An 18,607-nucleotide genomic window follows, 5' to 3' on the forward strand; every position below is an offset into this window, starting at 1 on the left:
AAGCCCGACTTGAGGTACGAGAGGCACGCCATAATAAAACATGAAAAAACGAATATTAGTTGCTCCTCTTAACTGGGGCCTAGGACACGCCACCAGATGCATACCCATACTTACAGCTTTAGATGCAAGTGGTTTTCAACCTATAATTGCGAGCGATGGCTTAGCATTAACCTTATTACAAAAGGAATTCCCGCAATTCTCTTCGATAGAATTGCCATCTTACGGTGTGACCTACTCCAAAAAAGGAAGTCATTTTAAGTTAAAAATGATAAAGGATTCCCCAAAATTGGTAAAGGCGATTAAAGCTGAAAAAAAAGCCATACGTGATATTGTAGAGACGCATAACATTTCAGGAATTATTTCAGATAATAGGCTTGGTGTTTACAATAAGCATGTACCATGCGCCTTTATTACCCACCAACTTAATGTTTTAAGTGGCACCACCACTTGGTTTAGCACCAAACTGCATGAGAAGTACATTACTCGTTTTAATGAATGCTGGGTTCCTGATGCAGAGAGCGACCTTAACTTATCTGGAAAGTTAGGACACAAAAAACACCTAAGCATTACCACAAAATATATGGGCCCAATAAGCAGATTTACCAAGATGGATCTGGAGGAATCTATTGATTTACTTGTATTGCTTTCTGGCCCTGAACCTCAACGCTCTTTACTTGAAGACAAATTACTAAAAGAGGTTAAAAACTTTAGTGGTAATGTTGTAGTAGTTAGGGGAATACCACAGAAACAACAAACGATTGAACAGAAACAAGGTGTGACTATTTATAATTTTATGACCTCCAATCGTCTTGAAAAAACGATAAACCAGAGTAAATTAGTACTGTCTAGATCTGGATACACCACCGTAATGGATCTTGCAAAACTGGAGAAGAAAGCATTTTTTATTCCAACACCAGGGCAAACCGAACAGGAATACTTGGCAAAACGTTTAACACAACAGGGGTTTGTTCCCAGTTGCTCACAAAAAGACTTTAGCATCTTTTTACTCGACAAGATTTCTGAATACAAAGGATTAAAAAGTTTTAATACTCAGGTTGACTATAAAGATTTATTCAGCCTTTTCTAGAGTAAAAGAGAACTCGCTACCTACACCATATTCACTTTCTACATAGATACGTTCTTTGTGCGCTTCTATGATATGTTTTACTATGGATAAACCTAAACCTGAACCTCCTTCTCTTCTCGATCCACTTTTGTCAACTCTATAGAAACGCTCAAATAAACGTGCCAAATGGTTCTTTTCTATTCCTTCTCCATTATCGGTAACTCGAATAATCGCCTTATTCTTGATTAAATTTTCTATACTTACCTCTGTAGTTCCTTTTATACGTCCATACTTTAAGGAATTAATTATAAGGTTTACGAGCACTTGTTGAATACGCTCCTTATCGGCGCGCACCATAACTGGTGTAATATAATCCCTGTCAAATGTTAGCGTAATTTTCTTTTCGTTGGCACGCATTTCTACCATGCCAAATACTTCTTTAATGAGTGTAACAATATCAAACACCTCTGGTTGCAGGCGTAAATCCCCAGCTTCTAACTTGGTTATTAAATCTAAATCGCTCACAATATAGCTTAGGCGTTCTACTGCACTATTGGCTCTTTCTAAATATTTTTTACGCGTTTTTTTATCATTCATCGCCCCATCCAACAAGGTTAAAATATAACCTTGAATGGTAAACAATGGTGTTTTTAATTCATGCGATACATTACCCAAAAATTCCTTTCGGTATTGTTCCCTTACTTTTAAAGTTTCAATTTCAAGTTTTTTATCTCTTGCAAACTTATCTATTTCCTGTGTAAGCGTCGCCATGTCTGTAGTAATGGCGCCTCGGGTTAAACTTGTGGATTCTAATAACGTTAAGTCGTCATAAATACTTTTTACCCTTCTATATATATATCGTTCTACGCGGTATTGAATGATTACAAAAGAAAACGCATAAAAACATATACCAAATATTAAAACGGGTAACCACTTAAACGTAAAGTAATAGTACAAAAAAACACTCATTAAGAGTGTAAAGAATATGGTAATGTACAGCGATGTATGTATCGCAAACTTATAAGATTTCTTAAATTTTACTTGCATTAGTCTACAAACTTGTAGCCGACACCTTTTACGGTTTTAAAACTTTTATCACCAATCTTTTCGCGTAATTTACGAATGTGTACATCTATGGTACGCCCTCCAACTACAACTTCATTCCCCCAAACTTTGTCTAGGATTTCATCTCGTTTAAAAACTTTACCGGGTTTAGACGCCAATAAAGATAGCAATTCAAACTCTTTTCTAGGTAAAATTATTTCATTTCCCTTTAGGACAATTTTATACTCATCTCTATTTATTACAAGGTTTCCAACCTTAACAGTATCTTTTACATCTTCTTTAAAACGTCTCAATAACGCTTTTACTTTGCTTACAAGCACTTTTGGTTTTATAGGCTTAGTAATGTAATCGTCTGCACCTGCATCAAAACCTGCCACCTGAGAATAGTCTTCGCCTCTGGCAGTTAAAAAAGTAATGACTACATCTTTTAATTCTGGTTGCTTTCGTATGTTTTCACAAGCTTCAATACCATCCATTTCAGGCATCATAACATCCAAAATTATCAATTGCGGCAATTCCTTTTTTGCTTTTTTTACAGCCTCAACTCCATTTTCGGCAGTAATTACTTGATATCCTTCGTTTGATAAGTTGTAGCCTACTATCTCCAAGATATCTGGTTCATCATCTACAAGAAGTATTTTTATATCCTTTTTATTCATTATGGTATTAATGATATTTATATAAGAAGTAAAGATAAAACTATTAACGATAATTTATAAAACTTAAAACACAAATAACAAAAAGGTAACAAAGCTCTTACAGAGATTTAACTTTTCGATGTAAAACATAAATATTTAACAGTATTTTGGTATGACTTTTGCAGTTCTTGTAGTAATTTTACATCACATAAGAAGCAATTTATGAAGAACATCTACTTTTTATTGGTTTTTATCGCATTTTTAGGGTTACCTGTTCAACACGGGTTTGCTCAAGAAAACCCTCCTGTGGACACAGAATTAAACATTGAGGGGCTTTCTGTATATCCTAATCCCGTGAGCAACAATGCTTCAACCATATATATATCCAGCAAAAATAAGTTAGCTATTAAAGAGATTATTATATACAACGTTTTAGGTAAACAAATAAAAGCACCTGTTTATACCACAAAAGCGTTAGATATATCATCGTTAAATTCTGGGGTTTATATTTTAAAAATAACCGAGGCATCTATTAGCGAAACAAGAAAATTAGTGGTACGATAATTTACAACAAATATTATTTAAAAGATATTTGAAGCATTGCATAAAGCAATGCTCTTTTATTTTATATAATTTTGTTTCCAAATTACTATGATAGCCGCCGATACCATATTTAACATAAGTACACCTAGCGAATTTGAAGAAACCGCACTTGCTGTATTCAATTTTCAGTTTGAAAACAATAAAGTCTATCGCTCATTTTGTGACTTGTTATACAAGCACCCGAGTGACGTAAGAACCATTAACGATATTCCTTTTTTACCAATTCAATTTTTTAAATCTCGGGAAATAATTTGTAAAAATCAGAAAACTGAAACCGTGTTTTCTAGCTCTGGCACTACGGGCAGTATAAAAAGCAAACACTATGTATCCAACTTAAACCTTTATAAAAACAGTTTCACAAAAGGATTTACTAAATTTTATGGCAATATCGAGGACTATATAGTTTTAGCTTTGTTACCTTCTTATATAGAACGTGGCGACTCTTCATTAATATATATGGTTAATGATTTAATTACGCAATCTAAATCTTCTCATAGCGGATTTTATTTAGATAACCTTTCGGAATTAACGTCTAAACTTATGCAACTGGATCAAGGCAACAAAAAGGTACTGCTTATTGGTGTTTCCTTTGCTTTGTTAGATTTGATTGAACAACATTCATTTAATTTAAAGAATACTGTTGTGATGGAAACTGGAGGCATGAAAGGGCGCCGTAAAGAATTAATACGAAGTGAGCTGCATAGTATTCTAAAAAAAGGGTTTGGTGTTAATGTAATCCATAGTGAATATGGTATGACCGAACTATTGAGTCAAGCGTATTCTAATGGTCATGGTATTTTTAATTGTCCTTCTTGGATGCAGGTGTTAGTAAGAGATACAGAAGACCCATTAACGATTCAAAATTCTGGAAAAACTGGAGGCTTAAACATTATTGATTTAGCTAATGTCAACTCTTGTGCTTTTATAGCAACACAAGATTTAGGCAGGGTTTTTAATGATGGTAGTTTTGAAGTTATAGGAAGGTTTGATAATTCTGATATTCGTGGTTGCAATTTAATGGTATTGTAACGTAAAGTCTAGACGATACAAACGACCAACCGCATAAACGTTTTGTTTATGAAAATACTTCCCTTCATTTTAGTTTTCTTTTGTAATATCTCAGTGGCCCAAACTTTAGATATCAATACTAAAAAAGGTTATGCTGCAAATGGTTATGATGTTGTATCTTATTTTAGTAATGAAGCAGTTGAGGGCAGCAAAAAACACTCCTCTTCTTTTAAGGGCGTACAATACAAATTTATCTCTGAAGAGAATCTAAAGGTATTTAATAAAAATCCTGAGAAATATATACCCCAATATGGAGGTTACTGTGCTTATGCCGTAGCACTTAAAAGTGACAAGGTATCCATTAATCCTAAATCGTTTTTGGTTAAGGACGGAAAGCTGTACCTATTCTACAACGCTTGGGGTACAAATACCCTAAATCTGTGGTTAGAAAACAATCCAGATAAATTAACAAAAGAAGCCAATGTAAACTGGGAGCGTATAAAATTTAAATAAAATGAAACTTTATTGTTAGGTCTTTAACCATATTACGACAAAACAAGAGCTAAGATTAAGAAAGATTATTTTAGTAAGTTGGTTAGTTTGATAAGTCCCGCCTAAAGCGGGACTTTGTTTATTGTATTGTTAGGACAAAATAATTCTTTTTTCCACGCTGTAGAAGTACAAATTTATTATTGATTAAATCTGCTTGAGTTATCTTATAATCTTCTTTTACCTTTTCCTTATTTACTGCAATAGCATTCTCTTTTAGTGCACGACGTGCTTCGCCATTAGATTTTAAAAAATTTGTTTTGGCAGCCAAGGCGCCAATCATATCAAGACCCGAATCAATCTCAGATTTATCAACTGTGGCTTGTGGTACACCTTCAAAAACATCTAAAAATGTTTTTTCGTCTAGCTGTTTTAAGTCTTCGCTAGTAGATTTTCCAAAAAGTATACTACTTGCTTTTATGGCGTTTTCTAAATCTTCTTTTGAATGTACCATCGTTGTTATCTCTTCCGCTAAACGCTTTTGAAGCACTCTTAAATGTGGTGCTTTATGATGCTCTTCAATTAAATTATTAACATCGCTCTCTGTTAAAAACGTGAATATTTTTATGTACTTTTCGGCATCCTCATCACTGGAATTCAACCAATATTGATAGAATTTATAAGGAGAAGTACGGTTAGCATCCAACCATACATTACCACCTTCAGATTTTCCAAATTTGGAACCATCAGATTTTGTAATCAGTGGGCATGTGATGGCATAACCTTTTCCTCCACCAATACGCCTAATCAATTCTGTTCCCGTAGTTATATTACCCCATTGGTCGCTACCTCCCATTTGTAAGGTGCAAGCCATATCTTTATATAAATGCAAAAAGTCATACCCCTGCACAAGCTGATATGTAAACTCCGTAAAACTCATACCTTCAGAGGCATCTGATGAAATTCTATTTTTTACAGAATCTTTAGCCATCATATAATTTACGGTAATGTGCTTGCCTACATCTCTAATAAACTCTAAAAAAGAGAATGCTTTCATCCAATCGTAGTTATTCACTAAAACCGCCGCATTCTCTGTATCACTTTCAAAATCTAAAAAATGTGCTAATTGTTTTTTTATGGCTTCTTGGTTGTGGCGCAATGTTTTCTCATCCAACAAATTTCTTTCATTGGATTTTCCGGATGGATCTCCAATCATACCTGTTGCACCTCCAACTAAAGCTACTGGTTTATGTCCACAACGTTGGTAATGGGCTAAAAGCATTATAGGCACCAAGTTTCCTATGTGTAAGGAATCTGCAGTAGGGTCAAAACCTACATAGGCGCGCTTCATACCTTCCATTAAGTGTTCTTCAGCACCAGGCATTACGGTATGTATCATACCTCTCCATGTTAACTCTTCTACAAAATTCTTAGCCATTGTAATCAATTTTAAAAAACTAGCGCAAATATAAAAATACAAGCAGACATAGGTAGTGATTCTGAATAATTCTTTAATTTCGTTTTATGATTTTAGTGACTGGTGGCACAGGCTTAGTGGGTGCTCATTTATTATATAAATTGGTTTCTAACAATGAAATAGTTAGAGCTACTTACCGTACCGAACGAAAACTTAAAAATGTAAAAAATGTGTTTTCATGTTATGGAGAGACTAACAACATTTTATTTGACAAAATTGAATGGATAAAGGCTGATATTTTAGATATACCTGCTTTAGATGAAGCATTTAAAAATGTGGATTACGTATACCATTGTGCTGCTTTTGTTTCTTTTGAACCTGATAAATACCAACTTTTAAGACAAACGAATATTGAAGGCACTGCCAATATTGTAAATCTTTGTATATCTAATGCTATAAAAAAAATATGTTATGTAAGTTCCATAGCTACTATTGGTAATCCCACAAAAGAAGGTAAAGCAATTACTGAAGAAACACACTGGAACCCTGAAGATGACAATAGTGTTTACGCCATAACAAAGTATGGTGCAGAAATGGAAGTTTGGCGTGGCACACAAGAAGGTTTAGATGCTGTAATTGTTAACCCCGGTGTTATACTAGGTTCGGGTATCTGGCATTATGGTAGTGGTAGTCTTTTCAAAAAAGTACACAATGGACTTAAATATTATACGTCTGGAAACGTGGGGTTAGTTGCTGTACAGGATGTGATAAATACTATGATACATCTACTTAAAAGCGACATAAAAAACGAAAGATATATTTTAGTTGCAGAAAATTGGTCTTATAAATCCTTTTTACAAACTACTTCCAAAGCCCTTAAAGTAAAACCTCCACAAAAATTTGCAAAACCTTGGTTATTACAAATTGGTTGGCGATTAGATTGGTTAAAACGAAAACTTATTGGTAAGCGTAGGGTGTTAACAAGACAAGTTGCAAGGTCTTTAACTACCAAAACAAATTACAGTAATGTAAAAATTACCGAGGCGTTAAATTATAAGTTCCAATCTATTGGCGATTCAATTTTAGAGATAGCGAATCAGTATCTGAAATAGGTTCGATAAGTTCAAGCTCTTCCATATCTATTTCTTCTACCAATTCTATCGCTTCCAGCTCCTGTTTAACAGCTTTTAAAGAGTCTGCTTTCTTTTTTTCCTGACGTTCCTTTTCGAGAATGTCCTTATAATAGGCTTTGAGCTTGGTAAGACTATCTTTTACGTTTTCATAAATCTCTGCATACTCATCCATGTAATAAGCATAATACGCATTGCTTTCAGCAAACTGTATACTATCTATACCATACTTTTTATACACATAGCCTTCTGGATTAACTTTGGCGCTATCCAACACTTCTTTATCCTTCCCTGTTATAGCCCCAACAAACTTTAGGTCCAACAACACATGGATCATTTTTTCCTTAGGAATAAGGTTTTTGGGTTTATCAGGCTTATTGTACTTGTAACAGGAAGATAATCCCAGTAACAAACACAATAACACCATCACTTTTTTATACATTATCTATTAAATGTTAAACGCTTAGCAGCTTTAACTGCTGCAAACTTAAAATTATGATATACTAAACTACCGTTTAAGATGGTATGTGTAATTCTAGATTTAAATGTAGCGCCTTCAAAAGGCGACCACCCACATTTATATAAAATATTTTCTTTTTTTACAGTCCAAGGGTTATTTAAATCTACTAAAACTAAATCTGCATAATAGCCTTCTTTAATATAACCTCGCCGTTCTACTTGAAATAAAATAGCTGGATTATGACACATCTTCTCAACTATTTTTTCAATTGAAATTTTACCTTCATGATACTTTTCCAACATGGCAGGTAAAGCATGCTGCACCAAAGGCCCACCTGATGGTGCCTTAGTATAAACGTTATTCTTCTCCTTTATAGTATGTGGTGCGTGGTCTGTTGCAATCACATCAATTCTATCATCTAGCAAAGCCTCCCACAATTGTTCTCTATCTGTTGCCGTTTTTACCGCAGGATTCCATTTGATGTGCGTGCCTTTTTTCTTGTAATCTTCATCAGAAAACCACAGATGATGAATACATACCTCTGCTGTTATCTTCTTGTCTTTTAAAGGAATTTTATTTGTAAATAAGCTAGTTTCTTTCCCCGTTGAAAGATGGAACACATGTAATCTTGCCCCTGTCTTTTTAGCTAATGCTATAGCTGTTGAAGAAGATAAATAACATGCCTCTTCGCTTCTAATTATTGGATGCTTTTCAATTGGAATGTCCTCTCCATAAGTATCGATATGCTCCTGAAGATTTTTCCTTATGGTGGCTTCATCCTCACAATGTACAGAAATTACCAGATTGGTACTTTTAAAGATTTTCTCTAAAACTTTTGGGTCGTCAACTAGCATATTCCCAGTTGATGATCCTAAAAACAATTTTAATCCCGCAACAGAGCTTTCATCGACTTTAAGTATCTCGTCTAAATTATCATTAGTACCACCAAACATAAACGAATAATTTGCTGATGACGTTTTTGATGCCATTTCAAATTTTTCTTCAAGTTTTTCAACCGTTGTTGTTTGCGGATTGGTATTGGGCATTTCGATAAACGATGTAATACCTCCTGCTAAAGCTGCTTTTGATTCTGTACCAATATCTGCCTTATGCGTTAATCCTGGTTCCCTAAAATGCACTTGGTCATCAATCGCACCTGGCAAAACATATTTGCCTTCTGCATCAATTATAGTAACATCTGCCCATTTTGCACTAATAGATGTATCTATCTGTTTTATAAGTTCCCCTTCAATCAATATATCGCCACTAAAAATAGTGCCTTCATTCACTATCTTAGCATTCTTTATTAGTATTCTTTTCAATTCCATTACAAATCTTTTCGTTTAAACAAACTTTTAATTTTCATAGATATAACTCCAAAAACTGCCTCAGAAATAATCCCTGAACTCAATTTAGATTCCCCTCTAGTTCTATCTGTAAATATAACAGGTACCTCTACAATTTTAAATTGCTTTAAATAGGCTTTAAACTTCATTTCTATTTGAAACGCATAACCTATAAATTTTACCTTGCGCAAGTTGATATTCTCCAATACCTTACGTTTATAGCAAACAAAGCCCGCAGTAGTATCGTTAATTTTCATTCCCGTTATTAGCCGCACGTATTTTGATGCCAAATACGACATCAACACTCTGGCCATTGGCCAGTTTACAACATTTACACCAGTAATGTAGCGTGACCCAATGGACATATCTGCACCGTTCTCTGCACAAGCTTTATATAAGCGTTTTAGATCTTTTGGGTCATGAGAAAAATCGGCATCCATTTCAAAAACATATTCATATTTTCTAATCAAACTCCATTTAAATCCTAATATGTAAGCTGTACCTAAACCTGATTTTTCTTTACGCATTTTTAAATGTAGCCTACCAGGAAAAACTTCTTGAAGCTCTTTAACCTTATCTGAAGTGCCATCTGGAGAGCTATCATCAACAATAAGAATATGTACATCTTTAGATTCTGAAAACACAGCCCTTATGATGGGTTCTATGTTTTCAATCTCATTATAAGTTGGAATGATTACAACAGCCTGCTTCATCTCATATAATATGAAGACAAATGTACATTTTTAAGGCATTCTTTTTTTTAAAAATTTCGTAATAATTTATCTCTTCTTTAAAATTTATGATAATTTTAACCCATGCTTCGGGAGATCCCCTCACATACACTCTACACAATTTTGCTACTAATTTGTTTGGTAACAATTGCTATTGCCAAAAGCATGGCCCCTAGGCGTTTTCATGAGTTTATTATGGTAATTTCTAATTCTAGATATCTTAAAATTTATGGCAAAGACCAAAAATTTATTGACTATTATGATAGTTTGCTGTTTGTAAACTTAATTATTTCTGGTACTATATTTAGTATGTTATGTATTAAAAACTTCACCCATTTAATTGAAGTTAATAATACTCTACTAGTAAAATTTGCTGTAGGTTTAGCCATTTTTATGCTTGTAAAAGTGCTGCTTGAACGTTTAATAGCTAGTTTATTTGAAATTGATGATATTGTAGGCAATTATATTTTTCAAAAAATTAGTTACAAAAATTATTTAGGCATTTTACTTTTACCCATTAATGCCATTTTAGTTTACGGTATAACTCCTACCAAAACGCTTCTTTATCTTATTCTTGGGCTACTCTTTGTAGTGAATATAAGTGGGTTATTTACCACGTTTAAAGCGTATCAAAATGAGATTAAAAACAACTTTTTCTATTTTATTTTGTATCTTTGCGCTCTTGAAATCGCACCCTATGTAATCATATATGCGGTATTAAGCGCCTAATTAAACTATTTTGCCTATGAAAGTGAAGACCATTTTAGTATCTCAGCCAGAACCTAAAATTGAAAATTCTCCTTACTTCGATCTTCAGGAGAAAAAGAAAGTTAAAATAGATTTTAGACCCTTTATTCATGTTGAAGGTGTTCCTGCTAAGGAGATAAGGCATCAAAAAATTGATTTAAATAATTACACCGCAATTATTCTAACCAGTAGAAATGCGGTAGATCATTTTTTTAGAGTTGCTGAAGAAATGCGTTTTAAAGTACCTGACACTATGAAATATTTCTGTCAGTCTGAAGCTGTAGCGTATTATCTCCAGAAATATGTAGTCTACAGAAAACGTAAGATTTATGTTGGAAAGCGCACATTTGCTGAATTATCTCCATTGATTAAAAAATACAAGGACGAAAAATTCTTATTACCCAACACCGACAAAGTAAAACCTTTAGTTCCTGAAACTTTAGATGGCTTAGGCGTAGATTGGAAACAAGCAACATTCTACAAAACTGTTGTTAGTGATTTATCTGACCTAGCAGACGTTTACTATGATGTTTTGGTATTCTTTAGTCCGTCTGGAATTGAATCATTATTTCAAAATTTTCCAGATTTCAAACAAAATGATACCCGTATAGCTGTGTTTGGAAATACCACCATAAAAGCGGTTAAAGAAAAGGGACTACGCGTAGACATAGCTGCACCTACTCCTGAAACACCTTCTATGACTATGGCTCTGGAAAAATATATCGATAAGGTTAACAAAGGAAAATAAACAACTGTTCGTAGAAAAATTATAAAAAAAGCGTTTTCAAAATTTTGAAAACGCTTTTTTGTTTTTAAAACGCATAGCGTTGCGGCCCACCACGTCTTATTTCTTCTGTACAATGCCTTTCAAACTTTTTAAAGTTTTCCCTAAATGCGTTTGTTAACTTAAATGCCATAGTGTAATACGCTTCATCATCATTCCATGTTTGCCTCGGACTTAAAACACTGGTTGGCACTCCTGGACATGTTCTTGGTTGTGCCACGCCAAATACAGAGTGAATATGATAATCGTCGTAATTGTATAACCCTAAATCCCCATTGAGCACCGCATTAATCATAGCTCGGGTATATTTTAATTCCATACGCTTGCCAACACCATAAGGGCCTCCTGTCCACCCTGTATTAATCAACCAAACGTTTACACCAGCTTCAATCATTTTTTTACTAAGCATTTCTGCATATTTAGCAGGATGCAATGGCATAAAAGGCGCTCCAAAGCATGCAGAAAATGAAGGCTGAGGCTCTTTAACACCAGCCTCTGTACCTGCAACTTTTGCCGTATAACCTGATATAAAATGATACGCAGCCTGACTTGGCGTTAATTTTGAAATAGGCGGAATAACCCCAAATGCATCTGCTGTTAAAAAAAATATATTTTTAGGGTTTTTACCTACTGAAGGTACTTTTATATTCTCAATATGATGAATTGGATAACTTACTCTTGTATTTTGAGTAATAGACGTATTTTCAAAATCTACAACGCCACTATTATCTAAAATTACATTTTCAAGAATAGCTCCTGTTTTAATGGCACTATATATTTCTGGTTCTTTTTCTTTGGAAAGGTTTATCACTTTGGCATAGCACCCTCCTTCAAAATTAAAAACTGAGTTTTCGTTAGTCCAACCATGCTCATCATCACCAATTAAACTTCTATTAGGGTCCGTTGAAAGTGTTGTTTTTCCTGTTCCAGATAACCCAAAGAAAATTGCGGTATCTCCATCCTTTCCAACATTAGCACTACAATGCATTGGTAATGTATTTTTCTCTACGGGTAATATAAAGTTTAAAGCAGAAAATATGCCCTTTTTAATCTCTCCCGTATAACCAGTTCCTCCAATTAAAGCAATCTTCTTCGTAAAATTTAAAATCGCAAAATTATGTTGCCGCGTACCATCTACCTCTGGATTTGCCATGAAGCCTGGTGCATTAACAACTGTCCATTCTGCCTCAAAATTTTCTAGTTCCTCTTCAGTAGGTCTTAAAAACATATTGTATGCAAACATATTACTCCAAGGAAACTCATTAATTACACGAATATTCAATCGGTAATTATCATCTGCACATGCATAAGAATCTCGAACAAAAATTTCTTTTCCAGACAAATAGGCGACTACCTTATTGTAAAGTGCATCAAAATCACTGGAATCAAAAGGTATATTTATTTCGCCCCACCAAATTTTATCTTTGGTAATTTCATCTTTTACTATAAACCTATCTTTTGGAGAACGCCCAGTAAACTCTCCAGTATTTACGGCTAAAGCACCAGATGAAGCCGTAACTCCCTGTTTTTTTATAACCGTAATTTCATGTAATGCTTCTGGTAATAATTGATAGTGAATATTGGCATTTTTTATACCATATTGCTCTAACGAAATAGCATGTTTCATTTGTTTACTATTTATCATATATTTTTAAAATAAATAATTAAATTTCAAAATTATGATAAAATTTGAAACTAAAAATATTAATTATGCAATTAATTGTTATAATTTTATAAAATTAACAATTAACACTATCCAAGAGGCTATTAAAAACAAACCTCCTATTGGTGTAACAAAACCAATGGATTTAAAATTAAAACTAGTTAGCGTATTTGTAGCTAGCCCATAAATAGAACCAGAAAACAACAAAACCCCAACAATAACCAAATAAAAGATGACACTTTTATATCCTGATTTAACTAAAGAGGTGCTACCTATAAACAATAAAAACAGTGCGTGATACATTTGGTAGCGCACCCCTGTTTCAAAAGTCTGCAAGCTATCAGTAGATAAATGTGCTTTTAAACCATGTGCACCAAAAGCACCTAAAATTATTGCCAAAACCCCTATTATAGCTCCAGTAATTAATATAACTTTATTCATCCTTAAAATTGATTTTATTTAACAAATCTAATTAACAAAAATAATATGCGAAAAGTTTTAGTCATAGGTTCTGGAAAATCAACCGCTTTTCTCTTAAAATATTTATTGGATGTATCCATTTCAGAACAACTTCATATTACTGTAGGCGACATAGATATTAATACTGCTAGGGCTTTTCTATCCAACCATACCAACGCTAATACTATAATATTAGATGTTTTTAATGATGCGCAACGCACAAAAGCTATTCTAAACTCTGATATTGTTATATCCATGCTTCCTGCCAGATTTCATATACATGTGGCTAAAGACTGTATTATATACAAAAAACATTTAGTAACAGCATCTTACGTAAGTGAGGCAATGCAAGATTTAGATAAAGACGCTAAGGCAAATGGTATTATTTTAATGAATGAAATTGGCGTAGATCCCGGTATAGACCACATGAGCGCCATGCAAGTATTAGACCGAATACGAGATAAAGGTGGTACAATAACATTATTTGAATCTTTTACTGGCGGGTTGATAGCTCCAGAAAGCGATAACAACCTCTGGAACTATAAATTTACATGGAACCCAAGAAATGTTGTTATTGCTGGCCAGGGAGATACTGCTAAATTTATACAAGAGGGCAGCTATAAATATATTCCATACCAGCGCTTGTTTAGGCGTACTGAATTCTTAGATATTGAAGGCTATGGTAGATTTGAAGCCTATGCTAATCGCGATTCCTTGAAGTATCAAAATGCTTATGGACTACACCATATAAAGACACTATATCGGGGTACAATACGCCGTGTGGGGTTTTGTCGTGCTTGGCATATTTTTGTTACTCTGGGCATGACAGATGATAGCTTTACTATGGAAGACAGTGAAAACATGAGCTACCGTGACTTTACAAACGCTTTTCTTCCCTACAGTCATAAAGATTCGGTTGAACTCAAATTAAGACATAAACTAAAAATAGATCAAGACGATACCGTTTGGGACAAACTTGTAGAATTAGATATTTTTAATCCCAATAAAAAGGTAGGACTTAAAAATGCTACCCCTGCTCAAATATTGCAAAAAATTTTAACCGACAGTTGGACATTGAGCAACGATGATAAGGATATGATTGTAATGTACCATAAATTTGGTTACGAACTTAATGGAAAAAAACACCAGTTAGATGCCAATATGGTAGTTATTGGCCAAAACCAAACCTACACAGCTATGTCCAAAACTGTTGGATTACCTGTTGCAATGGCAGCTCTTGCTATTCTCAATGGTAAAATAACTACCCCTGGAGTACAAATTCCAATTACTAAAGAAATTTACCAACCCATACTTAAAGCATTAAAAACGTTTGGTATTTCATTCAACGAAAAAGAAGTGCCGTATTTGGGGTATAATCCTTTAAATAATTAAAAACTCCACTAAATCATAAAACAAAAAAATGTTTCTATTTGCAATCAAATCACTACTTTTGCCTTGTAATCTATAATACCAATGGCTAAAAAGAAACATACCGAAATCGATGGCATAGACAAAAAAATACTGCGTACCCTTATGGATGACGCAAGAACTCCAATTCTTGAAATTGCAAGAAATGTTGGTATTTCTGGAGCCGCCATCCACCAACGTCTTCGTAAACTAGAAAAATCTGGACTTTTGGCTGGATCTAAATTTGTAGTTAATCCTGAAGTTCTGGGCTTTGACACTATGGCATTTGTTGGTGTGTATTTTGATAAAGCTGCAGATGCACCATTAATTGTAAAACTTTTAAAGCGCGTCCCCGAAGTTTTAGAGTGCCACTACACCACAGGGAATTGGAATGTTTTCTTAAAGGTAATCTGTAAGAGTAACGATCATTTAATGCAGGTTTTAAACACTATTCAAGAAATAAATGGGGTATCTAGAACAGAAACATTTATTTCCTTATCTGAATTATTCCATAGACAAGTTAAGATTTAATAATTAAGATACAATTGTTACGCAACCAAACGTAGCAAATAACATCTAGTTACTGTAACTTAAAATTAAACTTAAATGAAAAAACTATGTTTGATAACATTAATTATGTTATCAATATCTGGTATGTCTTTTTCTCAGGAAAAGCACAACTCTAAATCTGATGGCAGTTCCTTAACAAATTTTAATGACGTAAAACTTAATAGTTTATATTTAATCCTTGGTGCTTTTGAAGTATCTTATGAACGTAGTCTCAACGAAGAATCTGGTATTGGCATTGATGTGTTTTTGCCTTTTGACGACGAAGTACAAGATGATATAAACTACTATATTTCTCCTTATTACCGCATATATATAGGTAACAACTATGCCTCTGGTTTCTTTATAGAAGGGTTTGGCATGCTAAATTCAACCAAAAACTACACGTTCTCATTTGATACCGAAATTGATGAGGACATAACCGATTTTGCTTTAGGTATTGGTCTTGGAGGTAAATTTCTAACCAAGAGAGGTTTTATTGGCGAACTCAATCTCGGAATAGGCAGAAATCTCTTTAATGATAAAAATGACAGATTCGATAATGAAATTGTTGGGAAAGCTGGTATCAGAATTGGCTATAGGTTTTAACTAATACAAATAATAAAGCCCAACTTTAAAGTTGGGCTTTATTGTATATTTGGCATCCCTACTTCTGCAGGAATTTACTACTTCATCTTCATTAACCAATTACGCACATCCACTTCTTTTTTGATGATATCCCTTAAATCATTAATCTTTACACGTTGCTGCTCCATAGTATCTCTATGACGTATAGTTACGGTATTGTCTTCTAAAGTATCATGATCTACTGTGATACAAAATGGTGTACCATTGGCATCTTGCCTTCTGTAACGTCTACCAACCGCATCTTTTTCATCGTAAATAATGTTGAAATCCCATTTTAGGTCTTCAACAATGTTACGCGCTATTTCTGGTAAACCATCTTTTTTAACCAGTGGTAAAACAGCTGCCTTTACTGGTGCCAAAACACTTGGTAATTTTAACACAGTTCTTGTTGTTCCGTTTTCTAATTCCTCCTCTTGTAATGCATTAGAAAAAACAGCTAAAAACATTCTATCTAAACCAATAGAGGTTTCTAAAACATAAGGCACGTAACTTTTATTTTCCTCTGGATCGAAATATTGTAATTTTTTTCCAGAGAATTTTTCATGCTGACTTAAATCAAAATCAGTTCTGGAATGAATACCCTCCAATTCTTTAAATCCAAACGGAAACTTAAACTCAATATCTGCAGCAGCATCCGCATAATGCGCTAATTTTTCATGGTCGTGAAAACGATAATTATCTGCACCCATGCCCAATGACAAATGCCATTTTAGTCTGGTTTCTTTCCAGTGCTCATACCACTCTGCTTGCGTACCTGGTTTTATAAAAAATTGCATTTCCATTTGCTCGAACTCACGCATTCTAAAAATAAATTGCCTTGCGACAATTTCATTTCTAAACGCTTTACCTGTTTGCGCAATACCAAAAGGAATTTTTAAACGACTTGTTTTTTGTACATTCAAAAAGTTTACAAAAATACCTTGTGCCGTTTCAGGACGTAAATACAAATCCATGGCACTATCAGCAGAAGCACCAAGTTTGGTTCCAAACATTAAATTAAACTGTTTTACATCAGTCCAATTTTTACTACCCGTCATTGGATCTGCAATTTCAAGTTCTTCTATTAATGCCTTTACATCAGCTAAATCTTCATTTTCTAAAGATTTCGCCATTCTAGAAAGAATCGTATTTATTTTTTCTTGATAGCTTAATACGCGCCCGTTCGTAGACAAAAACTCTTCTTTATTAAAAGCATCTCCAAAGCGCTTCGCTGCTTTCTTAACTTCCTTTTCTATTTTAGTTTCAATCTTAGCACAATAATCTTCAATTAAAACATCTGCGCGGTATCGCTTTTTAGAATCTTTATTATCTATTAAAGGATCGTTAAACGCATCCACATGTCCTGACGCTTTCCACGTGGTAGGATGCATAAAAATTGCAGCATCAATACCAACAATATTTTCATTCATCTGCACCATGGCACGCCACCAATAGTCTCTAATGTTCTTTTTTAACTCCGCACCGTTTTGCGCATAGTCGTAAACTGCGCTTAAACCATCATAAATTTCACTGCTTTGAAAGACATATCCGTATTCCTTAGCATGCGAAATAACCTTCTTAAATGTATCGTCTTGATTTGCCATAGGTGCAAAAATAAAAAACCGCACTAAACTGTATACGTAGTTTGACGAAAATTAAAGTCCAATAACGTTATTTTTTTAGTTAAGTTTACAAAAAGAAGCAATCTTATCTCTTTTGAAATCTTTAATAAATTTATTCTTCCCAAAAGTATGTTATGCGTGCTCTAATTATCTATCCGATAACGAAGACACCATTTGCATTAACTGCAGACATGATTTACCTGTTACAGATTTTCATTTTAATGATGATGATACCTTAAAGAACGTTTTAAAGGGTAGAGCAAATATTGAGCATGCCACCGCGTTGTTTCGTTTTGAAAAAAAAGGAGCTGTACAACAACTTATTCATACATTAAAATATAAGGGTGCCGAACATATTGGAGCACTTTTAGGAGACTGGTTAGGAGGCGAGCTTAACCAAGTTGAAGCCTATAAAACTATAGACATGGTAATCCCTGTACCTATGCATGCTAAGAAGCTAAAACAACGAGGCTATAACCAAGTTGCTAAATTCGGGCAACGTATTGCAACTGCCTTAAATGCTGAATATGTTGATGATGTTTTAGTAAAAATCTCTGATACCACCTCTCAAACTACCAAAAGCCGTTTAGCAAGATGGTATAAAAATAATGAGGTTTTTGCCCTAAAAAACATTTTAAAGATTGAAAACAAACATGTACTCTTGGTGGATGACATCATTACTACTGGGGCAACCTTAGAAGCTTGCTGTTCTGTTTTAAACCAAACAAAAGCGATAAAAATAAGTATCGCCACTATGGCAATAGCTTAACATTTTTATCGTTTATTTTAAGGCAAATTT

20 protein-coding genes are annotated in these 18,607 nt (G+C 34.0%); 11 read left to right on the forward strand and 9 right to left on the reverse strand.

The window, feature by feature from the left end; genetic code table 11:
- Window positions 1–40 precede the first annotated feature (40 nt).
- Window positions 41–1,087 carry a glycosyltransferase gene (locus tag JS605_RS02190; RefSeq protein WP_203256042.1) on the forward strand — a complete coding sequence of 349 codons (1,047 nt, stop codon included), beginning with the start codon at window positions 41–43 and terminating at the stop codon, window positions 1,085–1,087.
- Here JS605_RS02190 and JS605_RS02195 read toward each other — a convergent pair.
- On the reverse strand, window positions 1,070–2,113 hold the full coding sequence (locus JS605_RS02195) for a sensor histidine kinase (RefSeq protein ID WP_203256043.1): 1,044 nt from the start codon (window positions 2,111–2,113) through the stop codon (window positions 1,070–1,072). The two genes, JS605_RS02190 and JS605_RS02195, sit on opposite strands and share 18 nt — an antisense overlap.
- Window positions 2,113–2,790, reverse strand: a complete 678-nt coding sequence (locus tag JS605_RS02200) for a response regulator transcription factor (RefSeq protein WP_203256044.1) — start codon at window positions 2,788–2,790, stop codon at window positions 2,113–2,115. Before JS605_RS02200 ends, JS605_RS02195 begins: the two co-directional genes overlap by 1 nt.
- Window positions 2,791–2,991: 201 nt before the next feature.
- Here JS605_RS02200 and JS605_RS02205 point away from each other — a divergent pair, with 201 nt between their 5' ends.
- From JS605_RS02205 to JS605_RS02215, 3 genes are all read left to right on the forward strand, one after another.
- Entirely contained in the window at window positions 2,992–3,333 is a 342-nt protein-coding gene (locus JS605_RS02205) for a T9SS type A sorting domain-containing protein (protein WP_203256045.1), read from the forward strand.
- Between the two features lie 87 nt (window positions 3,334–3,420).
- Entirely contained in the window at window positions 3,421–4,401 is a 981-nt protein-coding gene (locus JS605_RS02210; protein WP_203256046.1) for a LuxE/PaaK family acyltransferase, read from the forward strand.
- Window positions 4,402–4,449: 48 nt separating this feature from the next.
- Window positions 4,450–4,893 (forward strand): YHS domain-containing (seleno)protein, encoded by a 444-nt coding sequence (locus tag JS605_RS02215; RefSeq protein ID WP_203256047.1) that lies wholly within the window; start codon window positions 4,450–4,452, stop codon window positions 4,891–4,893.
- Window positions 4,894–5,011: 118 nt separating this feature from the next.
- On the opposite strand, the gene tyrS is transcribed toward JS605_RS02215, so the two are convergent.
- Window positions 5,012–6,307, reverse strand: coding sequence for a tyrosine--tRNA ligase (gene tyrS, locus JS605_RS02220; RefSeq protein WP_203256048.1), 1,296 nt, complete (start codon window positions 6,305–6,307; stop codon window positions 5,012–5,014).
- Between the two features lie 86 nt (window positions 6,308–6,393).
- On the opposite strand from tyrS, the gene JS605_RS02225 reads away from it, so the two are divergent.
- Window positions 6,394–7,398 carry an NAD-dependent epimerase/dehydratase family protein gene (locus JS605_RS02225; protein WP_203256049.1) on the forward strand — a complete coding sequence of 335 codons (1,005 nt, stop codon included), beginning with the start codon at window positions 6,394–6,396 and terminating at the stop codon, window positions 7,396–7,398.
- Here JS605_RS02225 and JS605_RS02230 read toward each other — a convergent pair.
- From JS605_RS02230 to JS605_RS02240, 3 genes are read right to left on the reverse strand one after another with little or no spacing between them, the layout of a single operon-like run.
- Window positions 7,352–7,858, reverse strand: coding sequence for a DUF4296 domain-containing protein (locus JS605_RS02230; RefSeq protein WP_203256050.1), 507 nt, complete (start codon window positions 7,856–7,858; stop codon window positions 7,352–7,354). The two genes, JS605_RS02225 and JS605_RS02230, sit on opposite strands and share 47 nt — an antisense overlap.
- The gene (locus JS605_RS02235; RefSeq protein ID WP_203256725.1) at window positions 7,858–9,198 is read right to left on the reverse strand and encodes a dihydroorotase; all 1,341 of its coding nucleotides are present in this window, start codon (window positions 9,196–9,198) and stop codon (window positions 7,858–7,860) included. The genes JS605_RS02230 and JS605_RS02235 overlap by 1 nt, the downstream gene beginning before the upstream one ends.
- Window positions 9,199–9,203: 5 nt before the next feature.
- Window positions 9,204–9,935, reverse strand: coding sequence for a polyprenol monophosphomannose synthase (locus tag JS605_RS02240; RefSeq protein ID WP_203256051.1), 732 nt, complete (start codon window positions 9,933–9,935; stop codon window positions 9,204–9,206).
- 102 nt (window positions 9,936–10,037) lie between these two features.
- On the opposite strand from JS605_RS02240, the gene JS605_RS02245 reads away from it, so the two are divergent.
- On the forward strand, window positions 10,038–10,682 hold the full coding sequence (locus JS605_RS02245) for a DUF4271 domain-containing protein (protein WP_203256052.1): 645 nt from the start codon (window positions 10,038–10,040) through the stop codon (window positions 10,680–10,682).
- Between the two features lie 16 nt (window positions 10,683–10,698).
- Complete coding sequence (locus JS605_RS02250) at window positions 10,699–11,448, forward strand: uroporphyrinogen-III synthase (protein WP_203256053.1); 750 nt, start codon at window positions 10,699–10,701, stop codon at window positions 11,446–11,448.
- Between the two features lie 64 nt (window positions 11,449–11,512).
- Here the strand turns inward: JS605_RS02250 and pckA are convergent, their stop codons facing one another.
- Window positions 11,513–13,111: a phosphoenolpyruvate carboxykinase (ATP) gene (gene pckA, locus JS605_RS02255; RefSeq protein WP_239000232.1), complete on the reverse strand. Its 1,599-nt coding sequence runs from the start codon at window positions 13,109–13,111 to the stop codon at window positions 11,513–11,515.
- 96 nt (window positions 13,112–13,207) lie between these two features.
- Window positions 13,208–13,588 (reverse strand): DUF423 domain-containing protein, encoded by a 381-nt coding sequence (locus tag JS605_RS02260; RefSeq protein ID WP_203256055.1) that lies wholly within the window; start codon window positions 13,586–13,588, stop codon window positions 13,208–13,210.
- A 45-nt stretch (window positions 13,589–13,633) separates the two neighbouring features.
- On the opposite strand from JS605_RS02260, the gene JS605_RS02265 reads away from it, so the two are divergent.
- From JS605_RS02265 to JS605_RS02275, 3 genes are all read left to right on the forward strand, one after another.
- Window positions 13,634–14,998 carry a saccharopine dehydrogenase family protein gene (locus JS605_RS02265; RefSeq protein ID WP_203256056.1) on the forward strand — a complete coding sequence of 455 codons (1,365 nt, stop codon included), beginning with the start codon at window positions 13,634–13,636 and terminating at the stop codon, window positions 14,996–14,998.
- A gap of 81 nt (window positions 14,999–15,079) precedes the next feature.
- On the forward strand, window positions 15,080–15,544 hold the full coding sequence (locus JS605_RS02270) for an Lrp/AsnC ligand binding domain-containing protein (protein WP_203256057.1): 465 nt from the start codon (window positions 15,080–15,082) through the stop codon (window positions 15,542–15,544).
- A 75-nt stretch (window positions 15,545–15,619) separates the two neighbouring features.
- Window positions 15,620–16,168 carry a hypothetical protein gene (locus JS605_RS02275; RefSeq protein ID WP_203256058.1) on the forward strand — a complete coding sequence of 183 codons (549 nt, stop codon included), beginning with the start codon at window positions 15,620–15,622 and terminating at the stop codon, window positions 16,166–16,168.
- Window positions 16,169–16,245: 77 nt separating this feature from the next.
- Here the strand turns inward: JS605_RS02275 and JS605_RS02280 are convergent, their stop codons facing one another.
- Window positions 16,246–17,790 carry a glycine--tRNA ligase gene (locus JS605_RS02280; protein ID WP_203256059.1) on the reverse strand — a complete coding sequence of 515 codons (1,545 nt, stop codon included), beginning with the start codon at window positions 17,788–17,790 and terminating at the stop codon, window positions 16,246–16,248.
- Between the two features lie 112 nt (window positions 17,791–17,902).
- Between JS605_RS02280 and JS605_RS02285 the strand changes: the two genes are divergently transcribed.
- The gene (locus tag JS605_RS02285) at window positions 17,903–18,577 is read left to right on the forward strand and encodes a ComF family protein (RefSeq protein WP_239000233.1); all 675 of its coding nucleotides are present in this window, start codon (window positions 17,903–17,905) and stop codon (window positions 18,575–18,577) included.
- Window positions 18,578–18,607 lie beyond the last annotated feature (30 nt).

Source organism: Hyunsoonleella ulvae (genome assembly GCF_016827605.1).
Lineage (GTDB): Bacteria > Bacteroidota > Bacteroidia > Flavobacteriales > Flavobacteriaceae > Jejuia > Jejuia ulvae.

Excerpts from the sequence above, each read along its gene's own strand:
- JS605_RS02190 (WP_203256042.1), top strand. The coding sequence starts at position 41 with ATGAAAAAACGAATATTAGTTGCTCCTCTTAACTGGGGCCTAGGACAC.
- JS605_RS02195 (WP_203256043.1), bottom strand. The coding sequence starts at position 2,113 with ATGCAAGTAAAATTTAAGAAATCTTATAAGTTTGCGATACATACATCG.
- JS605_RS02200 (WP_203256044.1), bottom strand. The coding sequence starts at position 2,790 with ATGAATAAAAAGGATATAAAAATACTTCTTGTAGATGATGAACCAGAT.
- JS605_RS02205 (WP_203256045.1), top strand. The coding sequence starts at position 2,992 with ATGAAGAACATCTACTTTTTATTGGTTTTTATCGCATTTTTAGGGTTA.
- JS605_RS02210 (WP_203256046.1), top strand. The coding sequence starts at position 3,421 with ATGATAGCCGCCGATACCATATTTAACATAAGTACACCTAGCGAATTT.
- JS605_RS02215 (WP_203256047.1), top strand. The coding sequence starts at position 4,450 with ATGAAAATACTTCCCTTCATTTTAGTTTTCTTTTGTAATATCTCAGTG.
- tyrS (WP_203256048.1), bottom strand. The coding sequence starts at position 6,307 with ATGGCTAAGAATTTTGTAGAAGAGTTAACATGGAGAGGTATGATACAT.
- JS605_RS02225 (WP_203256049.1), top strand. The coding sequence starts at position 6,394 with ATGATTTTAGTGACTGGTGGCACAGGCTTAGTGGGTGCTCATTTATTA.
- JS605_RS02230 (WP_203256050.1), bottom strand. The coding sequence starts at position 7,858 with ATGTATAAAAAAGTGATGGTGTTATTGTGTTTGTTACTGGGATTATCT.
- JS605_RS02240 (WP_203256051.1), bottom strand. The coding sequence starts at position 9,935 with ATGAAGCAGGCTGTTGTAATCATTCCAACTTATAATGAGATTGAAAAC.
- JS605_RS02245 (WP_203256052.1), top strand. The coding sequence starts at position 10,038 with ATGCTTCGGGAGATCCCCTCACATACACTCTACACAATTTTGCTACTA.
- JS605_RS02250 (WP_203256053.1), top strand. The coding sequence starts at position 10,699 with ATGAAAGTGAAGACCATTTTAGTATCTCAGCCAGAACCTAAAATTGAA.
- pckA (WP_239000232.1), bottom strand. The coding sequence starts at position 13,111 with ATGAAACATGCTATTTCGTTAGAGCAATATGGTATAAAAAATGCCAAT.
- JS605_RS02260 (WP_203256055.1), bottom strand. The coding sequence starts at position 13,588 with ATGAATAAAGTTATATTAATTACTGGAGCTATAATAGGGGTTTTGGCA.
- JS605_RS02265 (WP_203256056.1), top strand. The coding sequence starts at position 13,634 with ATGCGAAAAGTTTTAGTCATAGGTTCTGGAAAATCAACCGCTTTTCTC.
- JS605_RS02270 (WP_203256057.1), top strand. The coding sequence starts at position 15,080 with ATGGCTAAAAAGAAACATACCGAAATCGATGGCATAGACAAAAAAATA.
- JS605_RS02275 (WP_203256058.1), top strand. The coding sequence starts at position 15,620 with ATGAAAAAACTATGTTTGATAACATTAATTATGTTATCAATATCTGGT.
- JS605_RS02280 (WP_203256059.1), bottom strand. The coding sequence starts at position 17,790 with ATGGCAAATCAAGACGATACATTTAAGAAGGTTATTTCGCATGCTAAG.